Source organism: Pelagovum pacificum (assembly GCF_016134045.1).
In the GTDB taxonomy this organism is placed as follows: Bacteria; Pseudomonadota; Alphaproteobacteria; order Rhodobacterales; family Rhodobacteraceae; genus Oceanicola; species Oceanicola pacificus_A.
In genome coordinates this window covers 1562781-1581565 of the sequence record NZ_CP065915.1, presented here as the reverse complement: position 1 = coordinate 1581565, position 18785 = coordinate 1562781, and the positions used below count along the sequence as shown (strand labels likewise).

Sequence of the window (18785 nt, the reverse complement as noted above, 5' to 3'; positions counted from 1 at the left end):
CGTACATGGATTATTAGATGTCAAAGTTCACAAGCGATGAGAGACCACGGATCGTGCCGCCCGAAAGGAAGACAACAAGACGCCGCAACCGCAGGACGGAAATCCTAGAAAAGGCCGGCACACTCTTCGCCCGCATGGGGGTTGATGCCGTGACGACCCGACATATCGCCCAGGACGTCGGTATCTCGCAGCCGTCCCTATACGCGCACTTCACCTCCCTGCAGCAGATAAAGGACGAGGTTGCCGCTCAAGCGTTCGCGCTCCTCGAAGAAAAGATCTCTGCGGCCGAGGATGAGAGCCCCGAAGCGCAACTTGAAAAGGCGGTGCGCGGTTATTTCGAGTTCGGCTTCTCGAACCCGCATGCATATCGGATCGCCTTCATGCTGGAGCACCCGGGCGACGAGCGAGGCTCAGAAGACGCGAGCATGTCCACTTTCAACCAGACCGATCACCCCGGCCCCCGTGCATTCGGGCATCTGGTCCGGATCGTCGGGCTGAACCGCCCGGACCTCTCCACCGAAATGATCCTGTTACGAAGTCAGAACCTTTGGGCATCCCTGCACGGACTCGTCTCACTGCTGCTGGCACGCCCGGACTTCCCGTGGAGCGATACCCAGATGCTCGTCGACGAGCACTGTCGGCTGACTTGCAGGATGGTATTCGCGTAATCTGGATAGATTGGCGATAGCACGACGATGTTCGGCGCAGATATTCCCCGCTGTGCGAGCTGTCAGGTGATTGGCACCGCTAGGCAACCGCATCCTTCACAGTCTGCCGACGCGGAGGACTGGGAGATGTACGGGAAAACGCCGCTTTCGGTTTCCAATCGTCGTGGCCACAACCTGGCCCCGCACCCCAGGGCCCATCGGCGATCCCGCAGAAACCGAACCAGCGCAGGTCCCGCGACATTATGTCGGACCGCCTCAAACATGCCGGTATTTCCGGTCGATATGCATCGACGAGGTCAACCGGGACCGCCGAGTTCAACTGCAACCTGCTATCGAATGATGGTGCCCCCAGAGAGACTCGAACTCCCGACCCACTGATTACAAATCAGTTGCTCTACCAGCTGAGCTATAGGGGCACTCGCCGCCAGATACGACGACAGACGTCACCGCGCAAGGGTCGGCGCCTCTCGTTCTTCGGGCCTGCAAATATTCCAGGGGAGCCGCCGCAGGCGGCGGGGGCAGAGCCCCCGACCGCCCGACCGCATGGCAGGGCTCCCCGAGCGCGGCGCAGCCGCTCCGCCGGATCAGGCCGCGTCAGTGATAGGCCGGCAGCCAGTTGCCGTGTGCCTCGATCAGGTCGTCGACAAGGTGCCAGATCTGGTCGAGGTTCAGCTCCCCGGCCGTGTGCGGGTCGAGCATCGCGGCGTGGTAGATATGCTCTCGTTTGCCGGTCACCGCCGCATTTACCACTTCCCGCTGCACCGCGATCGACAGCCCCATGATCGAGGCGAGGTGCGAGGGGATCGCGCCGAGCTTGGTCGGCTGCACGCCGTTGCGGTCGACCATGCAGGGCACTTCCACGATGCAATCATCGGGAAGGTTCGCGATCAGCCCGTCATTGGGGACATTGCCATAGATCTGCTGCGGGGCGCCGGTCACGACGCCCTGGATGATCCCGGCGGCATATTCGTTGGACTTCTCGACCTCGAGGGGCGCATCGCCCTCGAGCTCTCGGCGCAGCTCGTGCCACTCCTCGATCTGGTCCTCGCAGCGGTAGAGATATTCGCCGATCCTCAGCTTGTTCTTCTCGACATTCTCGGGCTGCGTCGCCTTCAGATACCAGGCGCTGTATTCGGAGAAATGCATCGAGCTTTCGGTCACGAAATGGCCGACGCGGCGGAGCATGTCGAAGCGCACCTCGTCATACTCGGGATAGGTCCGTTCCTGCGCGATCTGCTTCAGACGCGGGTAGAGATCCTCGCGCGAGCCGTCGGGGAACACTTTCTCGAACCGGTCGTAGAAAGCGACGTGGTTGATCCCGCCGCAGCGGTAGTTCAGCGTCGCCGGGTCCTCGCCCAGCACGCTGGCCAGGTCGTGCGCCGTCTCCTGCACCGAATGGCACAGCCCGACCGTCCTGAGCCCCGCGAACTGGTCCTTGATCGCCCAGCAGTTCATCGCCATCGGGTTCACGTACTGCAGCATGATGGCGTCGGGGCAGAGCTCCTCCATGTCGCGGCATATGTCGAAGAGCACCGGGATGGTCCGCAGGCCACGCATGATCCCGCCGATGCCGAGCGTGTCGCCGATCGTCTGGCCGAGGCCGTACTTCGCCGGCACCTCGAAATCGGTCACGGTGGCGGGCTTGTAGCCGCCGACCTGCATCATCAGGATCACGAAATCGGCGCCCTTCAGCGCCGGTCGCCGCTCGAGGTGCTCTTCCACTTTCAGATCGCGGATGCCGAGCGTCTCGCCGATGCGTCGCGCAACGATGCCCGATGTCTTCAGCCGCTCGCCGTCGATGTCGTGCAGCGCGATCTCGGCATGTTGCAACTCGGGATTGCTGAGCACATCGCCCAGGATGTTCTGGGCAAAGACGGTGCTGCCCGCCCCGACGAGGCAGATACGTGTCATGGATAGTCTCCGTTGGTTTTTAGGGGCTTACTTCACGCCGGTCATGGCGATGCCCTGGATGAACTGTTTCTGGACGAGGAAGAACGCGACCATGATCGGCGCGACCGAGATCAGCACGGCCGCCATCATGATCGTCCATTGCGCCCGGTAGAGCCGGTCGAACAGGGACAGGCCCACCGGCAGCGTCGTCTTTTCGAGGTCGGACGGCAGGTAGATCAGCGCGGCGAACAGGTCGTTCCATGAGGTCATGAAGGCGAAGATCGCCAGCGCGGCCAGCGCCGGTTTCGCCAGCGGCAGGTAGATGCGCCAGTAGATCGACAACAGCGACGCCCCGTCGAGCCGCGCGGCATCCAGCAGATCCGTCGGGATCGACCGGAAGTACTGCCGCACGAGGAACACCCCGAACGCCCCGCCGAGGAACTGCGGCAGCCAGAGCGGCGCGCCGGTGCCATAGAGCCCGACGGCCCGGAAGATCAGGAACTGCGGGATCACCGTCATCTGATAGGGGATCATCAGCGTTGCCAGCAGCAGCACGAACAGCACTTCGCGGCCCGGAAACCGCACCACGGCGAAGACGAAGGCCCCCATCGAGCAGGTCAGCACCTGCCCGATCGTCGACAGCATCGCGATCCGGAACGAGTTCCACATCAGGTGGCTGAAATCCATCCGCTCCCACGCCAGCGCGAAATTCTCGAGCGTCGTGCGTTGCGGGATCAGCCGCTGGTCGAACTGGTCGCCCGGCACCTTGAGCGAGGTCGACAACATCCACGCGAAAGGCCCCACCATGATGACCGACCCGGCCAGCAGCAGGGCGTAGAAGATCCAGTTCTCCCGCAGGTGGTTGCCGAAGGTGGGCTTGAGGAGGTGCGCGTTGCTCATCCGGTCAGCCCCACTTCTTCTGCATGCGGTTGTAGATCAGCGTCAGCACCATGATCATCGCCGCCAGTACGACCGCCTGCGCCGCCGCGTTGCCCATCCGGAAGTTGTTGAACCCCTCCCGGTAGAGGTTGAAGACCAGCGTCGGCACGGTCGAGCCGCCGCCCTGGGTCTGGGTCAGGATGTAGACATAGTCGAAGGCCTGGAAGGCGTTGATCGTCGACAGGATGGACTGGAAGAAGATCGACGGGATCAGCAGCGGCATGGTGATCCGCAGGAACGTGCGAACCCGATCCGCGCCATCGAGCATCGCCGCCTCGTAGACGTCCTTCGGGATCGCCTGCAGCCCGGCGAGGAAGATGATCATCCCCTCTCCGATCGCGCCCCAGATATTGACGACCACGACCGAGTAAAGTGCCAGGTCGCGACCCAGCCAATGCACCGGCTCCATGCCGAGACCGGTCACCATCGCGTTCAGCACGCCCTGGTCCTTGGAGTAGATCCAGCTCCAGACCAGCCCGACCGCTGTGGGGGACGAGACGACGGGCAGGAAGTAGATCAACCGGAAGACGCTCTTGCCGTGGATCTGGCGGTTCAGCAGCACCGCGATCAGCATCGACAGGATGACCGTGCCGGGCACGTAGATCGCCGAGAAGATCAGCGTGTTCGTCAGCGCCCGCATGAAGCGCCGGTCGCCCGGCAGGTCGGTGTAGTTCTCTAGCCCGACCAGCTCGGGCGTGGTGAAGAGATCCCAGTCGAAGAAGGACAGGCCGATCGTCGCAACGATCGAGCCGAGCGCGCCGAGCGCGAGGCCGACCATCGTCGGAAAGATCAGCGCCGCGGCCCAGACCCGCTCGCCGCCCTTGGGGGAGAAACCCGCCACACTCATGGTTGCTGCTGCCTCGTTGTCATCGTGGGGCCCCGCACCCGTCTCACCCAGGGAAGAAGGTGGAGTTGCAAGGGTGCGGGGCCGCCGCGCGCTCAGTTGAGCGCGTCGTCCGCATAATCGCCGATCTCGGACATCGCGTCGTCGAGGCTCATCTCGCCGCGCCAGACCATCGAGAGCGGCTCGCCCACGATCTCCGACCATTCCTCGTAACCGAGGAACGACGGCTTGGTGTGCGCGTAATCGAGCGCGTCGACGAAGAGCTGATGGTCGGCCTCGACGGGTTGCTCGAGGTAGGCAGGCCCGGTCGCAGCCGCCTCGTTCACCGGGATGGCGAAGCCGAGTTGCGCGAGGGTCGACTGCCCCTCTTCGCTGATTACATAGCTGATGAACTCCCACGCCTCGTCCGGATATTCGGTGCTGGAGGACGCGACAATGCCGGCGCTGTTGACCAGCGTGGCGCGGCCCTCCGGACCGGCCGGGAACGGTGCGACGGCCCAGTCGAAATCGAGCTCGGAGTAGGCCGGCACGACCCAGTGGCCGGAGAAGGCCATGGCCGCGACCCCGGCATAGAGCCCGTCCCAACCGTAGCTGTCGAGATCCTCTTCGGACATGATCAGCCCGTCGTCGAAGAGGCCCTGGACGTACGCGAAGGCCTCGGGCGCCGCGCCCTCGGTCAGCAGGGTGGTGCTGCCGTCCTCGCTGATGATGTCGCCGCCGTAGCCGTAGACGACGGGCCCCCAGAAAGGCTCCATGTCCCAGGCCTCGGTGCCGATACCCCACTGGTCGATCGTGCCGTCGCCATCCTTGTCGATGGTCAGCGCCTCGGCCGCCGCCCGCAGGTCGTCGAGCGTCCAGCTGTCGTCCGGATAGTCGAGCCCTGCCTCGTCGAACATCGCGGTGTTGTAGTAGAGCACGATGGTCTGGAAGTCGCGCGGCATCCCGTAATAGCCGTCTTCGAGGGCGTAGGACGAGAGCGGGCCTTCGTAGACACCGTCCAGCGCGCCCGGATCGGCGTCGATGTAGGGCTGGAGGTTCAGCAACGTGCCGCGGCTCTGCCAGTCTGGATATACGGGCGCGTCCATTGCGAAAATGTCGGGCGCGTCGCCACCGGCGGTCGTGACGCGCAGCTTGTTCCAGTAGCTGTCCCAGTCGGCGACCTCGACGGAGATCGAGATATCGGGATGGGTTTCCTGGAAGTCGGAGACGAGCTGTTCCCAGACCGCGATTTCGGGCGGGTCGCCCCACATCATGTATTTCAGTTCGACCTGCGCCTGCGCGGCACCGGCCACCAGCGCAAGCGCGCTCGCCGTGATCAGATGTCGTTTCATTGTTACCTCTCCTGAGTAAGCGAAACCCCGAAGCGGATGGCCTGTTCGCCGGCCTTGCCCGCCCTGGCTGAGATCACTCTAGCCGGGGCGATGCCCATTGGATCCTAGAAAGTTTTCCGCGGTTGCGTCAGACTATTCCGGAAAACGAGCGTTTCGGGGCCGATGAACGATTTCCAGATCCACATGCCGCAGGATGTCGACGACGACATGCCGAGCACGGCCTTCTTCGTCGAATCCCACCTCGCCGACGCGATGCCCCTGCCCCATTGGCACGACCATGTCGAAGTGAACCTGCTGCCCGAGGGGCGGATGGACTACCTGATCGGCGGCCGGCGGGTGGAATTGCGTGCCGGACGGCTCGCGGTGTTCTGGGCGGCGATCCATCATCAGGTCGTGACCGTGGAGCCGAGCCAGCGCCTGTTCTGTGCCTACGTCCCCGTGAACCTCTTCCTGTCGCTGCCGCTGGCGCCCGGCTTCCGCTCCGCCGTGCTGCGCGGCGAGCTCCTGCAGGCCGAGGCAGCCGACCCGAGCGACGAGGCACGGATGGCGGAGATGGTGTCGGACTGGACGAAGGTGCCGGCGGCGATGCACCTGATCTGGCGCGACGAGATCCTGCTGCGGCTGCGGCGGATGTCGTTCCAGACGGTGACCGCCCCGGCCTCCCCCACCGGCGCGCGCGGCGCGGGACCGCGGAGCGTCTGGCACGTGGAGCGCATGACGGCCTTCGTGAACGACAACCTCGGCCGGGCGATCACGGTCGGCGAGGTCGCGGCGGCGAGCGGTCTGCACCCGACCACCGCAAGGGCGGCGTTCCGCAAGGTGCTCGGCTTCGGAATCGCGGAATATATCCGCCGTCAGAGGCTCGGCCTGGCCATGCGGCTTCTGGCGGAAACCGACCTCGGCCCGGCGGAGGTCGCGCATATGGCCGGCTACGGCTCCATGACGCGGCTGTACGATGCGTTCCGGGAACTGACCGGCAAGACGCCGCGAACCTTCCGGGCGGAACTGCGCGGCGGGCGGCTGGCCTGACGGATCCGGCGGAGCACCTGCGGTGCGCTTCGGGAGCCCTCCCTCCGGTCGGGCGGTGTCAGGGGGCTGTCTGCCCCCTCTGGGCCTGCGGCCTATTCACCCCCGAGAGGTATTTGAGTCCAGATGACGCTGCGGGAGTCGCGGCTCAGTCACCAAGCTTCGCGGCGGCGACGACCTGTCCAGGCCCTTCCTGCTGGACGATCACCGCGGCCGGCGTGTCGCCGCGCGGGACGCGCGCTTCGAACCGGTCGTGGCCGTTCCAGCTGCCGATGACCTCCCAGGAGGTGACGATATTGGCGTAGCTGTAGGTATGGCCCGCGTTCTCACCGCGTTCGATGTCGACCGTCTCCTCCGGGCGGAAACGGACCAGTTGCACCAGAAGCGGACGGTCGCCGGACATCTGCCCTGCCACCAGCACGAGGATCTCGTCTCCCTCGGGGCGCATCGAGACCTCGACCCCGCTGTCACGGTCGGAATGGGCCGAAATCCGGTCCATCACTTCCATCGGGCGGTTGCCGATCACGTGATCGACGCCGCCGATGATCATCTGCGGCGTGTAGATCATCCGCTCGCCCGCGGCGATCGCGTAGTTTTTCTGGCGCAGCGTATAGGCGGGATCGGCGAACTCGTCCGTCCAGCCGATATAATCCCAGTAGTCCACGTGCAGCGCCAGCGCGAGCACGTCATGGCGCGTCGAGAGCTCCTTCAGCGTGCTGTCGGCGGGCGGACAGGACGAACAGCCCTGGCTGGTGAACAGCTCCACCACCACCGGGGAATCGTCCGCCTGCGCAGCGGGAGCGCTCAAAAATGCCGCAAGCATCATCGCCGGTGAAAGCAGTCGCATGGAAACCTCGTCTTGACCCCAAGAAGTCGTAGCCCACGGCCTGCCAAGCTGCCAATCAAGGTTGCGGGAGAAGTTGTGACAGTGACAATGCCGCCATCCCGGCCGGCGAGGAGCGGGCGAGCACCCGATTGTGTGCAATGGTATACAATTGCCTCTTGATTGCGCGCCCTAGCTTTGGCAGAGGAGTGACAACCTTCACCCGTCCTTTGACAGGAGGCTTCCCATGCCCATCACCGTCGGCCACGACAGCTCCGGAACCCGCAAGACGCTGAGCGCCGGGGGCGCGTCCGTCGCCTACTATTCGATCCCCGCGGCCGAGGCCGCCGGGCTCGGCGACTTCTCCCGCCTGCCCGCCTCGCTGAAGGTGGTGCTGGAAAACATGCTCCGGTTCGAGGACGGCAAGACCGTCACGACCGACGACATCAAGGCCTTCGCGGAATGGGCGGAAAAGGGCGGCAAGAACCCGCGCGAGATCGCCTACCGCCCGGCCCGCGTGCTGATGCAGGACTTTACTGGCGTTCCCGCCGTCGTCGACCTGGCCGCGATGCGCGACGGGATCGTCGCGCTCGGCGGTGACGCCCAGCAGATCAACCCGCTGAACCCGGTCGACCTCGTCATCGACCACTCCGTCATGATCGACGAGTTCGGCAACCCGCGCGCGTTCCAGATGAACGTCGACCGCGAGTACGAGCGCAACATCGAACGCTACACCTTCCTCAAGTGGGGCCAGAAGGCGTTCAACAACTTCCGCGTCGTGCCGCCGGGCACCGGCATCTGCCACCAGGTCAACCTCGAGTACCTTGCCCAGACCGTCTGGACCGACAAGGACCAGAACGGGGAAGAGGTCGCCTACCCCGACACGCTCGTCGGCACCGACAGCCACACCACGATGGTCAACGGCCTTGCCGTGCTCGGCTGGGGCGTCGGCGGGATCGAGGCGGAGGCCGCCATGCTCGGCCAGCCGATCTCGATGCTGATCCCAGAAGTCATCGGCTTCAAGCTGACCGGCGCGATGAAGGAAGGCACCACCGCCACCGACCTCGTGCTCAAGGTCGTGGAGATGCTGCGCAAGAAGGGCGTGGTCGGCAAGTTCGTCGAATTCTACGGCGACGGGCTCGACAACGTGCCGCTCGCCGACCGTGCGACCATCGGCAACATGGCCCCCGAATACGGCGCCACCTGCGGCTTCTTCCCGATCGACGACGAGACGTTGAAGTACCTCGAGCTGACGGGCCGCGACAAGGACCGCATCGCGCTGGTCGAAGCCTATGCCAAGGAGAACGGCATGTGGCGCGACCCGGGCTACGAGCCGGTCTACACCGACACGCTCGAGCTCGACATGGCCGACGTCGTCCCCGCGATCTCCGGCCCGAAACGCCCGCAGGACCACATCGCGCTGTCCGAGGCCGCCACGGCCTTCAGCACCTACGTGAAGGGCCAGCGCGAGGGCAAGGACGCCACCGAGAAGGCCGAGGGCCGCTGGGAAGGCGAAGGCGGCCAGCCCGAGCCGGTCGACATCCCCGGCGACGAAGGCCACCACAAGCGCGGCTACGTCTCGACCGAGGACGGCAGCTACCAGATGCACGACGGCTCGATCGTGATCGCCTCGATCACCTCCTGCACCAACACGTCGAACCCCTACGTGATGATCGGCGCCGGCCTCGTGGCGCGGAAGGCGCGTGAGCTCGGCCTGAACCGCAAGCCGTGGGTGAAGACGTCGCTCGCGCCGGGGTCGCAGGTCGTGACCTCCTACCTCGAGGCGGCGAACCTGCAGGACGATCTCGACGCGATTGGCTTCAACCTCGTCGGTTATGGCTGCACCACCTGCATCGGCAACTCCGGCCCGCTGGCGCCGGAGATCAGCAAGTGCATCAACGACAATGACCTGATCGGCGTGTCGGTGCTGTCGGGCAACCGCAACTTCGAGGGCCGGATCAGCCCCGACGTGCGGGCGAACTACCTCGCCTCGCCGCCGCTGGTCGTCGCCTACGCGCTTGTCGGCGACATGAATGTCGACATCTGGGCCGACCCGATCGGTCAGGACAAGGACGGCAAGGACGTCTACCTGAAGGACATCTGGCCGAGCCAGGCCGAGATCGCCGAGCTGGTCGAGAAGACCGTCACCCGCTCCGCCTTCCAGGAGAAGTACGCCGACGTCTTCAAGGGCGACGAGAAGTGGCAGGAGGTCGAGACGACCGACAGCGAAACCTACGACTGGCCGCCCTCCTCCACCTACGTCCAGAACCCGCCCTACTTCCAGGGCATGGACAAGGAGCCGGGCGAGATCACCAACATCGAGGGCGCGCGCATCCTCGCGATCCTCGGCGACATGGTGACGACCGACCACATCTCGCCCGCCGGGTCGTTCAAGGACAGCACGCCGGCCGGCAAGTACCTCATCGACCGCCAGGTGCCGTTGCGGGAGTTCAACTCCTACGGCTCGCGCCGCGGCAACCACGAGGTGATGATGCGCGGCACCTTCGCCAACATCCGCATCAAGAACGAGATGCTGGACGGGGTCGAAGGTGGCTACACGCTCGGCCCCGACGGCGAGCAGACCTCGATCTTCGACGCGGCCATGGCCTACCAGAAGGAAGGCACGCCCCTCGTCGTCTTCGGCGGCGAACAGTACGGCGCCGGCTCTTCCCGTGACTGGGCGGCCAAGGGCACCAACCTGCTCGGCGTGAAGGCCGTCATCGCCGAGAGCTTCGAGCGCATTCACCGCTCCAACCTCGTCGGCATGGGCGTCATCCCGTTCGAGTTCACCGGCGGCGACGACCGGACCTCGCTCGGCCTGAAGGGTGACGAGACGGTCTCGATCTCCGGCCTCGACACGGTGAAGCCGCTGGCCGAGGTGCTCGCGACGATCACCTACGGCGACGGCTCCACCAAGGAGATCACGCTGAAGTGCCGGATCGATACCGCGATCGAGGTCGAGTATGTCGAACATGGCGGCGTCCTGCACTACGTGCTGCGCAACCTCGCCGGCGCGGCCGCCTGACCGGACGCCATCGGCGCAAGCTGACAAGGCCGCTCGCCCCCTTCGGGGCGGGCGGTTCTTTTTTGTGCGGTGTGAATCTGTTGCCTGAGCGCTGAACCTGGCCGCATCGCGATTTGGCGAGGCGCAGGGGGCGCTGCCCCCTCCGGGCCTGCGGCCCGTTCACCCCCGGAGGTATTTTCGGCCAGATGAGCCTGGGGAGCGTTAAGGTTAATGAATGCCGAGACAGGCGCTTATTGCCCGAGGGCCTCGCGCGCGAGATCGGCGCCAATCATGGGAGGGATCATGCCGATCGAGATGACGGAACTGCGCCACGTCGCTCTTCGGCTGATGCCGGGTGAGGACCTGCGTGGCGGGATCGAAGCGGCATTCGAAGCCGCCGGCGCGCGCTCGGGTTTCGTCGCCGCCGCCGTTGGCAGCCTGACCAATGCTGCACTGCGCTACGCCTCGCTGGATGGCGCGAGCGAGGTCGCCGGGCCGCTCGAAATCCTGTCGCTGTCGGGCACGCTGTCCCCGGACGGGCCGCACCTTCATCTCTCCGTCGCCGGGCCGAATGGGGTGATGCGCGGCGGGCACCTGCTTCGCGGCTCCCCGGTGCGCACGACCGCGGAACTCGTGCTCGCCCTCTCCGACACCACCCGATTCGCGCGAGAGACCGACCCGGTCACCGGGTGGAAGGAACTGGTTTTCCCGGATCGGCCCTAGTCGACCCAGAGCCCCTTCTCGCGATGCCACGCTTCGAGGCTCTTCTCCGGGTAACGGGCGTAGGTCTCGCCTTCAGGGCCGACCTCGGCGATGACCCAGTCCGGCTTGAAGTCCAGCATCAGGTGGACGAGCGACGGCGGCACCGGCAACGCGCTGTCGATCGCCGAGGCGAAGGGGTGCAGCAGCTCCGGCCAGCGCGGATCGAACAGCCAGAGCGCCGTCGCGCACCGCGTGCAATAGCGCCGCTCGCCCTTGCTGACCTCGCCTTCGATCTCGGCCCGATAGGTGCCGAGCGCCGCCTCACCCTCGACCGAGAGCGTATCGCTGATGGCGGAGATGTTCACGGCATAGCCCCCGCCGCCGCCGGTCTTGCGACAGATGGAGCAGTAGCAGCGCTGGTACGGCACGGGCGCATGGCTCGCTACGGTGAAGGACACCGCGCCGCAGCGACAGCTTCCGGACAGGGTGACGGGCATGAAGACCTCCTCGGACGGCTTGGACAGCGGAGCTAGTCTGACCCATAGTGCCGGCAAGGAGGACACTCATGTCAGCACCGATCTTCATCGACCCAGTTCAGGACGGGGCCGCCGACCCCACCGTGATCCGCAACGAGGACACCGGCGAGTGGTGGATGTTCTACACCAACCGCCGCGCCCACCTCGGCGGCCCGGGCTGGGGCTGGATCTGCGGTTCGCCCATCGGCATCGCCATCTCCAGCGACGGGGTCGAGTGGATGTATGCCGGCACCGTCGAGGGGCTCGACCTGCCCGGCGACGACGGCCTCAACACCCACTGGGCGCCCGAGGTCATCCGCGCGGAGGGCGAGTATCACATGTACCTCACCTATTACGCCGGCGCGCCCGATAGCTTCGAGGGCGTCTATCGCACCATCACCCACTTCACCTCGCCCGATCTGCGGACGTGGACGCGGCAATCGGTGCTGCCCCTGCAGGAGCCGAACGTGATCGACGCCTGCGTCGCCCGCCTGCCCTCCGGCGCGTGGCGCATGTGGTACAAGGACGAGGAACGGGGATCCTCGACATGGTCGGCGATCAGCCCCGACCTCTACGACTGGAAGATGGAAGGGATCGTGATTCCCGGCTCCCCCGACGCGCCGCCCCACGAGGGGCCGAACGTCTTCACGCTCGGCGGGCATCATTGGCTCATTACCGACGAATGGCGCGGGCTTGCCGTCTACCGCTCCGCCGACATGGAGCGGTGGGAGCGGCAGGGCCTGATCCTGTCGGAACCGGGCACCGACCCGATGGACCGCTCCTTCGCGCGGCACGCCGATGTCGTCGTCACGGGCGACCAGGCCGCGCTGTTCTACTTCACGCACCCCGAATGGGACGAGGCCGCGAAACCCATCCCCGAGACCGGGCAGGAGCGCCGGACGGTGATCCATGTCGCGAAGCTCTGGGTCGAGGACGGCCACTTGCGGGCGGACCGCGACGTCGCGCCCTTCCCGCTGACAGAGGCGGCGTGAGGCCAAGGTGCTAGTGGCGTTCGGCACGGACATCTGGACCATCGACGGACCCCAGGTCGAGTCGATGGGCTTTCGCTACCCGACACGGATGGCCCTTGTCAGGCTCCGGAACGGATCGCTCTGGGCCTGGTCGCCGGTCGCCCTGACGGAAGAACTGCGCCGCGCGGTGGACGGGCTCGGCCCGGTCGCCCACGTAATCGCGCCGAACTCCCTGCATCACCTCGCGCTGCCGGAGTGGCAGGCCGCCTACCCCGAAGCGACGCTTCACGCCGCGCCGGGCCTGCGCCGCAAACGGGCCGACATCGCCTTCGAGGCGGACCTCGGCCCCGAACCGCATCCCGAATGGGCCGGCCAGATCGATCAGGTCATCGTGCGCGGCAACGTCCTTACGGAGGAAGTGGTCTTCTTCCACCGCGCCAGCGGCACCCTGATTTTCACCGACCTCGTGCAGAACTTCCCGCCCGATCACTTCACCGGGCCGCGCCGGCTGATCGCTCGGCTCGACCGGATGCTGGAGCCCGAGGCGACCGTGCCGCGGAAGTTCGGGGTCGCCTTCACCAACAAGCGGCAGGCGCGACAGGACATCGGCCGGATCGCCGCATGGCCGGTCCGGCAAGTGCTGATGGCGCACGGCGACCCCGTCATCAAGGACGCCGCGCACTTCGTCAGCCGCGCCTTCGGCTGGCTGCGCTACTGACCCTCACGGATCGGGCAGCGGCGGCATCGAGCGCAAGTAGAGGATCACGGCGGCAAGGTCGTCCTCTGTCATGCGTGCGAAGTTGGCGTAGGGCATCGGCGGGTACATCGGACCGCCATCCGGTCGCACGCCCTGCGTGATCATCGCGGCCAGTTCCTCGTCGCTATAGCCCGCGATCCCGTCCCCTGACGGCGTGATGTTGGACGCCACGGAGACGCCCCAAGGCCCGTGGAACTCGAGGCCGCCGGCGCCGAGGTGCGTGTCGAACATCGGCCCCATCTCGCCCATCGTCGTGTGACATTCGAGGCAATGCGCCACCGGTCCTGCCAAGTATGCGCCGTAGGCCTCGGTCACGCCGTCCTCGGGATGGGCCACGCTTTCGATCGGCGGGCCGTAGGCCGGCGGCAGCGGGATGTTGTAGGTACTCTCACCCGGGTCATTGTCGACCGCCGGCACTCCGCGCAGGTAGAGCACCATCGACATCACGTCGTCGTCCGAAAGCCCCCGATACAACGCGATCGGCATCGGCGGCCCGATCACCGACCCGTCCGGCCTGATTCCCTCGCGGATCGCGCGGACGAACTCCTCGTCCGTCCAGTCCGCCACGGCGCCACCGGGCGTGATGTTGTCGGCGATGGCGGTGAAGGCCGCACTGTCCTCCACCACCCGCCCGCCGAGCGACATCTCCATCATCGGCCCGTCCGGCCCGAGCGGCGTGTGGCAGTTTCCGCAGGCTGCCGGCCCCTCGACGAGGTACGTCCCTCGTTCGAGCGACGGCTCCGCCAGAACCGGTGCCGCGCTCAGGGCGAGCACCCCGATCATCAGGCGACTCATTTCGACACCTCCCATTTTACCCCGCGTCAACTTACCACGGCGTTGTGATCCGGCAACGGATTTGACGGAGGCGGGCCGCAACCGCAGATTGCCCCGTTTTGGCCGCGTTCGGCCGCTCTGACTGATCGCGGTGTCAGGTAATGGGTGCACACATGGGACAGCTCTTCTCTTCGCTGCTGGCGGTTGTCTTCGACCTGTTCGACCGGATCGGGGCGCTGCTCGGCGTGCTGACCTCGGGCGTCTTGCCGAAGGTCTTGCTCCTCTCCACGCTGATTTTCGGCGGACGTGCGATCTTCGTGCTGGTCATGACCCGGCTCGACCGGGCACCGCGCAAGACGCGCAATCACGGCGGGCTCGTCACCATGGTGCTTGGCATCGGGATCCTTTTGACCAGCCTCGCGCTCTCCGGTGAGGCGGACAGCGCCGTCTCACGGCTGACCGCGCTCGTGCCCTCGCAGCCCATGTCGGCGCCTGAGGCGCCGCGTCCCCGCAGCAGCTGCGCCCCGTCGAGCGAAGGCTGCGTTCGTGTCATCGCCGATGGTCGGGAAATCTGGGTGCGCACGACTCACACCGCGATGGAGTGAGGCTACTCCGCCGCTTCGGCCAGTGCCGGTCGGATGATCGTGTCCATCACGCCGTGGATCGGGCCGGAGAACTTCAGCACGATCACCCCGTCGCCATCGACCACGAAGGTCTCCGGCAGCGCGACCACGCCCCAGTCGATCGAGTCGCGACCGTTCCGGTCCACCGCGATCGCGCGGTAGGGATTGCCCATCTCCTCGATGAAGGCGAGCGCGTTGTCCTCCGGGTCGGACTTGTTGACGCCGTAGACCGGCACCCCTTCCTCCGACAGCTCCATCAGCGCCGGATGTTCAGCGCGGCACGGCGGACACCATGAGGCGAAGAAGTTCACGATCTTCACCTCTCCGTCGGCCAGGTCGGAGGACGAGAACGTCGGGTAAGACGCAAGCTGCACGCCCTCGAGGTCCGGAACCGGTCGGTCGATCAGGGTCGAGGGCAGCTCGTCGGGATTGTCGCGGTACATCCCCGCGGCGAAGAGCCCAGCCAGCGCGGCGAAGATCACCGGCGGCGCGATCATCAGGGGTCTGATCCTAGCCATTCTGCCGCTCCACCGCGTCGAGTGCCGCCCGCGCCTTGCGGGACTTGCGCACTGAGAGGCCGATCAACACGGCGAGGACAAGGATCGTCACCCCGTAGGCCGACAGCACTTCGCCCGCGTAATTGCCAAGGTTCACCATCAGCTCCGCGCCTCCGCCGCACGTCGGGCACGGGTCGCCAGTGCGCTCGTCCGGCGCACCCGGATTTCAGCCGTCGTGCGCAGCAGAACCAGCCAGACGAACAGCAGGACGAAGCCTGCCATCGCCAGCAGCAGCGGCACGAAATAGACGTCCGACACCGTCCGCCCGCCAGTCGCCATCGGCACCGACGTCCCCTGGTGCAGCCCCTGGTTCCAGAAGCGCACGGCATAGCGGCTCAGGATCGCGAAGACCGAGCCGACCATGCAGAGCACCGACGTCAGATCGGCGGCGGCGTCCGGGTCCTCGATCGCTTCCCAGAGGGCGATGTAGCCGAGGTAGAACAGGAACAGGATCAGGAACGAGGTCAGCCGCGGGTCCCACACCCACCAGGTGCCCCATGTCGGTTGCCCCCAGATCGCCCCGGTCGCCAGCGCGATGACCGTCATCGCCACCCCGACCGGCGCGGCGGCCTTGGCGGCGAGCGCACTCACGTGGTGGCGGCGCACCAGCCAGATCAGCGAGGCGACCAGCATCATCAGCCACGCGTTGATCGCCATCAGCGCGCTCGGCACGTGGACATAGAGGATCTTCACCGTGGAGCCGAACCGCTCCGCCTCCGGCGTGAAGAAGAAGCCCCAGACGAGGCTGAGCACGACAAGCCCGACCGCCGCGCCACCGATCCACGGCAGCAGCGGAGTCGTCGTCTCGACGAACTTCTTCGGGTTGGCATAATCCCACAGCGACATGGAGGATCTCTTAACGGCGCCCGCGAGCGCCCTCAATGGTTTCACCGAAGGTTGACGCGCAATGCCGCAGCCGACGCGAAGGGCAACAGCGCCACCGACCCCAGCGTGATCGCGGCGAGCAGCGCGAGCGCCGCACCACCCCCCTGCCCCTCGGCCCCGCGCCGGACCGCCTCCGCCCCGTAGATCAGCGTCGGTACGTAAAGCGGCAGCACCAGCAGCGAGAGCAGCAAGCCACCCCGCTTCAGGCCAACGGTGAGCGCCGCCCCGAAGGTCCCGATCACCGACAGCGCCGGCGTACCAATGGCGAGCGCGAGGACCAGCCAGCCGTAGGCGGAGGGCGCGAGATTCAGCAGCACGCCCAACACCGGCGCCACCAGCGTCAGCGGCAGCCCCGTCGTCAGCCAGTGCGCCAGTGCCTTGACCAGCGCCACCCCCTCCAGCGGCAAGGGCGAGGTCGCGATCAGCGGCAACGCCCCGTCCTCCCAGTCGAGCGCGAAGATCCGGTCGAGCGACAGGAGCGATGCCAGCAAGGCCCCCACCCACAGGATACCCGGGGCGATGGCCCGCAGCACGCCGACCTCCGCCCCCACACCGAAGGGAACCAGCACGACGAGGATCAGGAAGAACGCGAGGCCAAGCCCGAACCCGCCACCCGCGCGCACGGCAAGCCGCAGGTCCCGCACGAGCAGCGCGATCACAGGAACGCCTCGTCCGTGCCGCCGGCCGCATCCGGCTTTGCCGCGAAGGGCGTCAGATCAAGCTCCGGCGCATCGAGACCCAGGTCGATATGCGTCGCGATCAGCGCCGCCCCGCCCCCGGCCAGGTGCCGCTCCTTCAGGAACCGCGCGAACAGGGCCACCGACTGCCGGTCGAGCGATACCGTCGGCTCGTCCAGCAGCAACAGCTGCCGCCCCACGAGCCCGAGCCGCGCCAGCCCGGCCCGCCGCTTCTGGCCGGCCGAAAGCGTCCCCGCCAGTCGGTCCCGCAACTCGATCAGGTCGAAATCCTCGAACAGCGAGTCGCTGACCGTGCCGCCATGGACGGACGCCCAGAACGCCAGGTTCTCCGCAACGGTGAGCTGCGCCTTGATCCCGTCGGCGTGACTCGCGTAGGCCGCCTCGCCGGCAATCTCGACCTCGCCCGCGACCGCCGGCTGAAGCCCTGCGATCGTGCGCAGAAGGGTCGTCTTGCCGATCCCGTTCGGGCCGCGCAGCACCAGCGCCTCACCGGGCGCAAGCGACAGGCTCACCCCGTCCAGCACCGGCACGCCCCCGCGCGCCACGGTCAGTTCACGAACGCTCAACATCGCCAAAGGCCTACTCTACCCCGCGCACGGTGGGAATGGGGCGCGCCCTGCTCGCCTCATCTGGCCAGAAATACTCCGACACCACGCCGGACACGGGCGCTAGACCGGCAGCAGCGCGGCCGCGACCCGCCGGCCCTCGGCCAGAAGGACGTTGTAGGTCCGGCAGGCGGCCGGCGAGGCCATGACCTCGACACCGAGCCCCGCATCCTCGAGCTTGCCCCGCAAGCCGGCCGGCAAATGCGCGATCTCCGGACCCGTCCCGACGAACAGCACGTCCACGGCCCCCGCCAGCGCCAGCAGCGCCTCCGCGTCGTCATAGCCGCCCCAAGCGCCGACGCCCGAGGGCGAGACGGTCAACGGCCCCTCGACCGCTTCGTCGCCGATCCGGAAGAACCCCGGACCATAGCCATCGATCGGCAGCGCGTCGTTGAAGGTGATCTCGTTCAGGCGCATCGCTCCGGCCTCCCCGGCCTCTATCGCAAGAAGGGCAGCCCGGCGATCGCCGAGGCCGCGATGATGGAGTAGGAGACCAGACGGTAGAGCCGCTCCCGCCGCTCGTCAAAGAGCCGTCCGCCGATCCAGTTGCCCACGAGGTTGGGTATCATCAACAGCACCCCGGTGACCACCGCGCCGCCGACGATCTCGCCCGTCCCGGCATAGAGCGCGATCAGGCTGACATCGGCCAGCATCAGGAAGATCAGGACATTGGCGCGGATCACCGCCGGGCTCAGTGGGCGCGCCATGTAGACGAGGATCACCGGCGGGCCGAACAGCCCCGCCACCCCGCCAAGCAGCCCCGAGGCGACCCCGGTGCCGAAGATACCACCCGCGCCGAGCGTGCCCCGATAGCGCACGCCCGAGACCAGGAAGACCAGCAGGATCAGCGTGATGCCCGAAACCAGCGTACGGAACAGGTCGGGCGACGCGACGAGCAGGACGGCGAAGCCCACTGGCATGCCGACCAGCAGCCCGATCAGCAGCCGCCCGAGGTCGGCCCGATGGGCATGTTTCAGGGCGGCCGGGATGCCGGGCAGCGGCCCGACGAGGTCCATCAGCATCAGCGTGGTGATCGCCTCGAACGGGTCGAGGAAGCGGCCCGCGACCGGCAGGTAGATCATCGCGGTGCCGAAGCCGCTGAAGCCCCGGACGGTGCCGGCGACAAGCGCCGCAAGTCCCAGGAGATACGGCTCCACGGGAGCCTATTTTTCG

Annotated in this window: 21 protein-coding genes and 1 tRNA gene; 7 read left to right on the top strand and 15 right to left on the bottom strand. The window is 66.6% G+C overall.

Annotated features, from left to right (window positions below):
* The first annotated feature begins 17 nt into the window (after positions 1-17).
* Entirely contained in the window at positions 18-668 is a 651-nt protein-coding gene (locus I8N54_RS07825; protein WP_140193097.1) for a TetR/AcrR family transcriptional regulator, read from the top strand.
* A gap of 340 nt (positions 669-1008) precedes the next feature.
* On the opposite strand, the gene I8N54_RS07820 is transcribed toward I8N54_RS07825, so the two are convergent.
* From I8N54_RS07820 to I8N54_RS07800, 5 genes are all read right to left on the bottom strand, one after another.
* Positions 1009-1084 (bottom strand) — tRNA-Thr (locus I8N54_RS07820).
* Positions 1085-1262: 178 nt separating this feature from the next.
* Positions 1263-2579 carry an alpha-glucosidase/alpha-galactosidase gene (melA, locus tag I8N54_RS07815; RefSeq protein WP_140193098.1) on the bottom strand — a complete coding sequence of 439 codons (1317 nt, stop codon included), beginning with the start codon at positions 2577-2579 and terminating at the stop codon, positions 1263-1265.
* 27 nt (positions 2580-2606) lie between these two features.
* Entirely contained in the window at positions 2607-3458 is an 852-nt protein-coding gene (locus tag I8N54_RS07810; RefSeq protein ID WP_140193099.1) for a carbohydrate ABC transporter permease, read from the bottom strand.
* A 4-nt stretch (positions 3459-3462) separates the two neighbouring features.
* Positions 3463-4344 (bottom strand): carbohydrate ABC transporter permease, encoded by an 882-nt coding sequence (locus I8N54_RS07805; protein ID WP_197097461.1) that lies wholly within the window; start codon positions 4342-4344, stop codon positions 3463-3465.
* A gap of 92 nt (positions 4345-4436) precedes the next feature.
* Positions 4437-5672: an ABC transporter substrate-binding protein gene (locus I8N54_RS07800; protein WP_140193101.1), complete on the bottom strand. Its 1236-nt coding sequence runs from the start codon at positions 5670-5672 to the stop codon at positions 4437-4439.
* Positions 5673-5834: 162 nt separating this feature from the next.
* Here I8N54_RS07800 and I8N54_RS07795 point away from each other — a divergent pair, with 162 nt between their 5' ends.
* Entirely contained in the window at positions 5835-6701 is an 867-nt protein-coding gene (locus I8N54_RS07795; protein WP_140193102.1) for a helix-turn-helix domain-containing protein, read from the top strand.
* A gap of 145 nt (positions 6702-6846) precedes the next feature.
* Here I8N54_RS07795 and I8N54_RS07790 read toward each other — a convergent pair whose 3' ends face one another.
* Complete coding sequence (locus I8N54_RS07790) at positions 6847-7545, bottom strand: DUF1223 domain-containing protein (RefSeq protein WP_197097462.1); 699 nt, start codon at positions 7543-7545, stop codon at positions 6847-6849.
* Positions 7546-7768: 223 nt separating this feature from the next.
* On the opposite strand from I8N54_RS07790, the gene acnA reads away from it, so the two are divergent.
* Both acnA and I8N54_RS07780 read left to right on the top strand, forming a co-directional pair.
* The gene (gene acnA / locus I8N54_RS07785; protein ID WP_140193103.1) at positions 7769-10546 is read left to right on the top strand and encodes an aconitate hydratase AcnA; all 2778 of its coding nucleotides are present in this window, start codon (positions 7769-7771) and stop codon (positions 10544-10546) included.
* A 282-nt stretch (positions 10547-10828) separates the two neighbouring features.
* Positions 10829-11248 (top strand): PPC domain-containing DNA-binding protein, encoded by a 420-nt coding sequence (locus I8N54_RS07780; protein ID WP_197097463.1) that lies wholly within the window; start codon positions 10829-10831, stop codon positions 11246-11248.
* On the opposite strand, the gene I8N54_RS07775 is transcribed toward I8N54_RS07780, so the two are convergent.
* Positions 11245-11724 carry a GFA family protein gene (locus I8N54_RS07775; RefSeq protein ID WP_140193104.1) on the bottom strand — a complete coding sequence of 160 codons (480 nt, stop codon included), beginning with the start codon at positions 11722-11724 and terminating at the stop codon, positions 11245-11247. The genes I8N54_RS07780 and I8N54_RS07775 overlap by 4 nt on opposite strands.
* 68 nt (positions 11725-11792) lie before the next feature.
* On the opposite strand from I8N54_RS07775, the gene I8N54_RS07770 reads away from it, so the two are divergent.
* Both I8N54_RS07770 and I8N54_RS07765 read left to right on the top strand, forming a co-directional pair.
* Positions 11793-12734, top strand: a complete 942-nt coding sequence (locus I8N54_RS07770) for a glycoside hydrolase family protein (protein WP_140193105.1) — start codon at positions 11793-11795, stop codon at positions 12732-12734.
* 13 nt (positions 12735-12747) lie between these two features.
* The gene (locus I8N54_RS07765; RefSeq protein ID WP_232790450.1) at positions 12748-13431 is read left to right on the top strand and encodes a DUF4336 domain-containing protein; all 684 of its coding nucleotides are present in this window, start codon (positions 12748-12750) and stop codon (positions 13429-13431) included.
* A 3-nt stretch (positions 13432-13434) separates the two neighbouring features.
* Here the strand turns inward: I8N54_RS07765 and I8N54_RS07760 are convergent, their stop codons facing one another.
* Positions 13435-14265, bottom strand: coding sequence for a cytochrome c (locus I8N54_RS07760; RefSeq protein WP_231592415.1), 831 nt, complete (start codon positions 14263-14265; stop codon positions 13435-13437).
* 152 nt (positions 14266-14417) lie between these two features.
* Between I8N54_RS07760 and I8N54_RS07755 the strand changes: the two genes are divergently transcribed.
* Entirely contained in the window at positions 14418-14849 is a 432-nt protein-coding gene (locus tag I8N54_RS07755; RefSeq protein ID WP_140193107.1) for a hypothetical protein, read from the top strand.
* Between the two features lie 2 nt (positions 14850-14851).
* On the opposite strand, the gene I8N54_RS07750 is transcribed toward I8N54_RS07755, so the two are convergent.
* The 7 genes from I8N54_RS07750 to I8N54_RS07720 form a co-directional block, all read right to left on the bottom strand.
* Entirely contained in the window at positions 14852-15385 is a 534-nt protein-coding gene (locus tag I8N54_RS07750) for a DsbE family thiol:disulfide interchange protein (RefSeq protein ID WP_140193108.1), read from the bottom strand.
* Positions 15378-15524, bottom strand: coding sequence for a heme exporter protein CcmD (gene ccmD, locus I8N54_RS07745; RefSeq protein ID WP_140193109.1), 147 nt, complete (start codon positions 15522-15524; stop codon positions 15378-15380). The genes I8N54_RS07750 and ccmD overlap by 8 nt, the downstream gene beginning before the upstream one ends.
* Positions 15524-16270 carry a heme ABC transporter permease CcmC gene (ccmC, locus tag I8N54_RS07740; RefSeq protein ID WP_140193110.1) on the bottom strand — a complete coding sequence of 249 codons (747 nt, stop codon included), beginning with the start codon at positions 16268-16270 and terminating at the stop codon, positions 15524-15526. The genes ccmD and ccmC overlap by 1 nt, the downstream gene beginning before the upstream one ends.
* 41 nt (positions 16271-16311) lie before the next feature.
* Entirely contained in the window at positions 16312-16968 is a 657-nt protein-coding gene (gene ccmB, locus I8N54_RS07735; RefSeq protein ID WP_140193111.1) for a heme exporter protein CcmB, read from the bottom strand.
* Positions 16965-17576, bottom strand: a complete 612-nt coding sequence (ccmA, locus tag I8N54_RS07730) for a heme ABC exporter ATP-binding protein CcmA (RefSeq protein ID WP_140193112.1) — start codon at positions 17574-17576, stop codon at positions 16965-16967. Before ccmA ends, ccmB begins: the two co-directional genes overlap by 4 nt.
* A 99-nt stretch (positions 17577-17675) precedes the next feature.
* The gene (locus tag I8N54_RS07725) at positions 17676-18029 is read right to left on the bottom strand and encodes an Mth938-like domain-containing protein (protein ID WP_140193113.1); all 354 of its coding nucleotides are present in this window, start codon (positions 18027-18029) and stop codon (positions 17676-17678) included.
* 20 nt (positions 18030-18049) lie between these two features.
* A complete protein-coding gene (locus tag I8N54_RS07720) occupies positions 18050-18769 on the bottom strand; it encodes a sulfite exporter TauE/SafE family protein (protein WP_140193114.1) in 720 nt (239 codons plus the stop codon).
* Positions 18770-18785 lie beyond the last annotated feature (16 nt).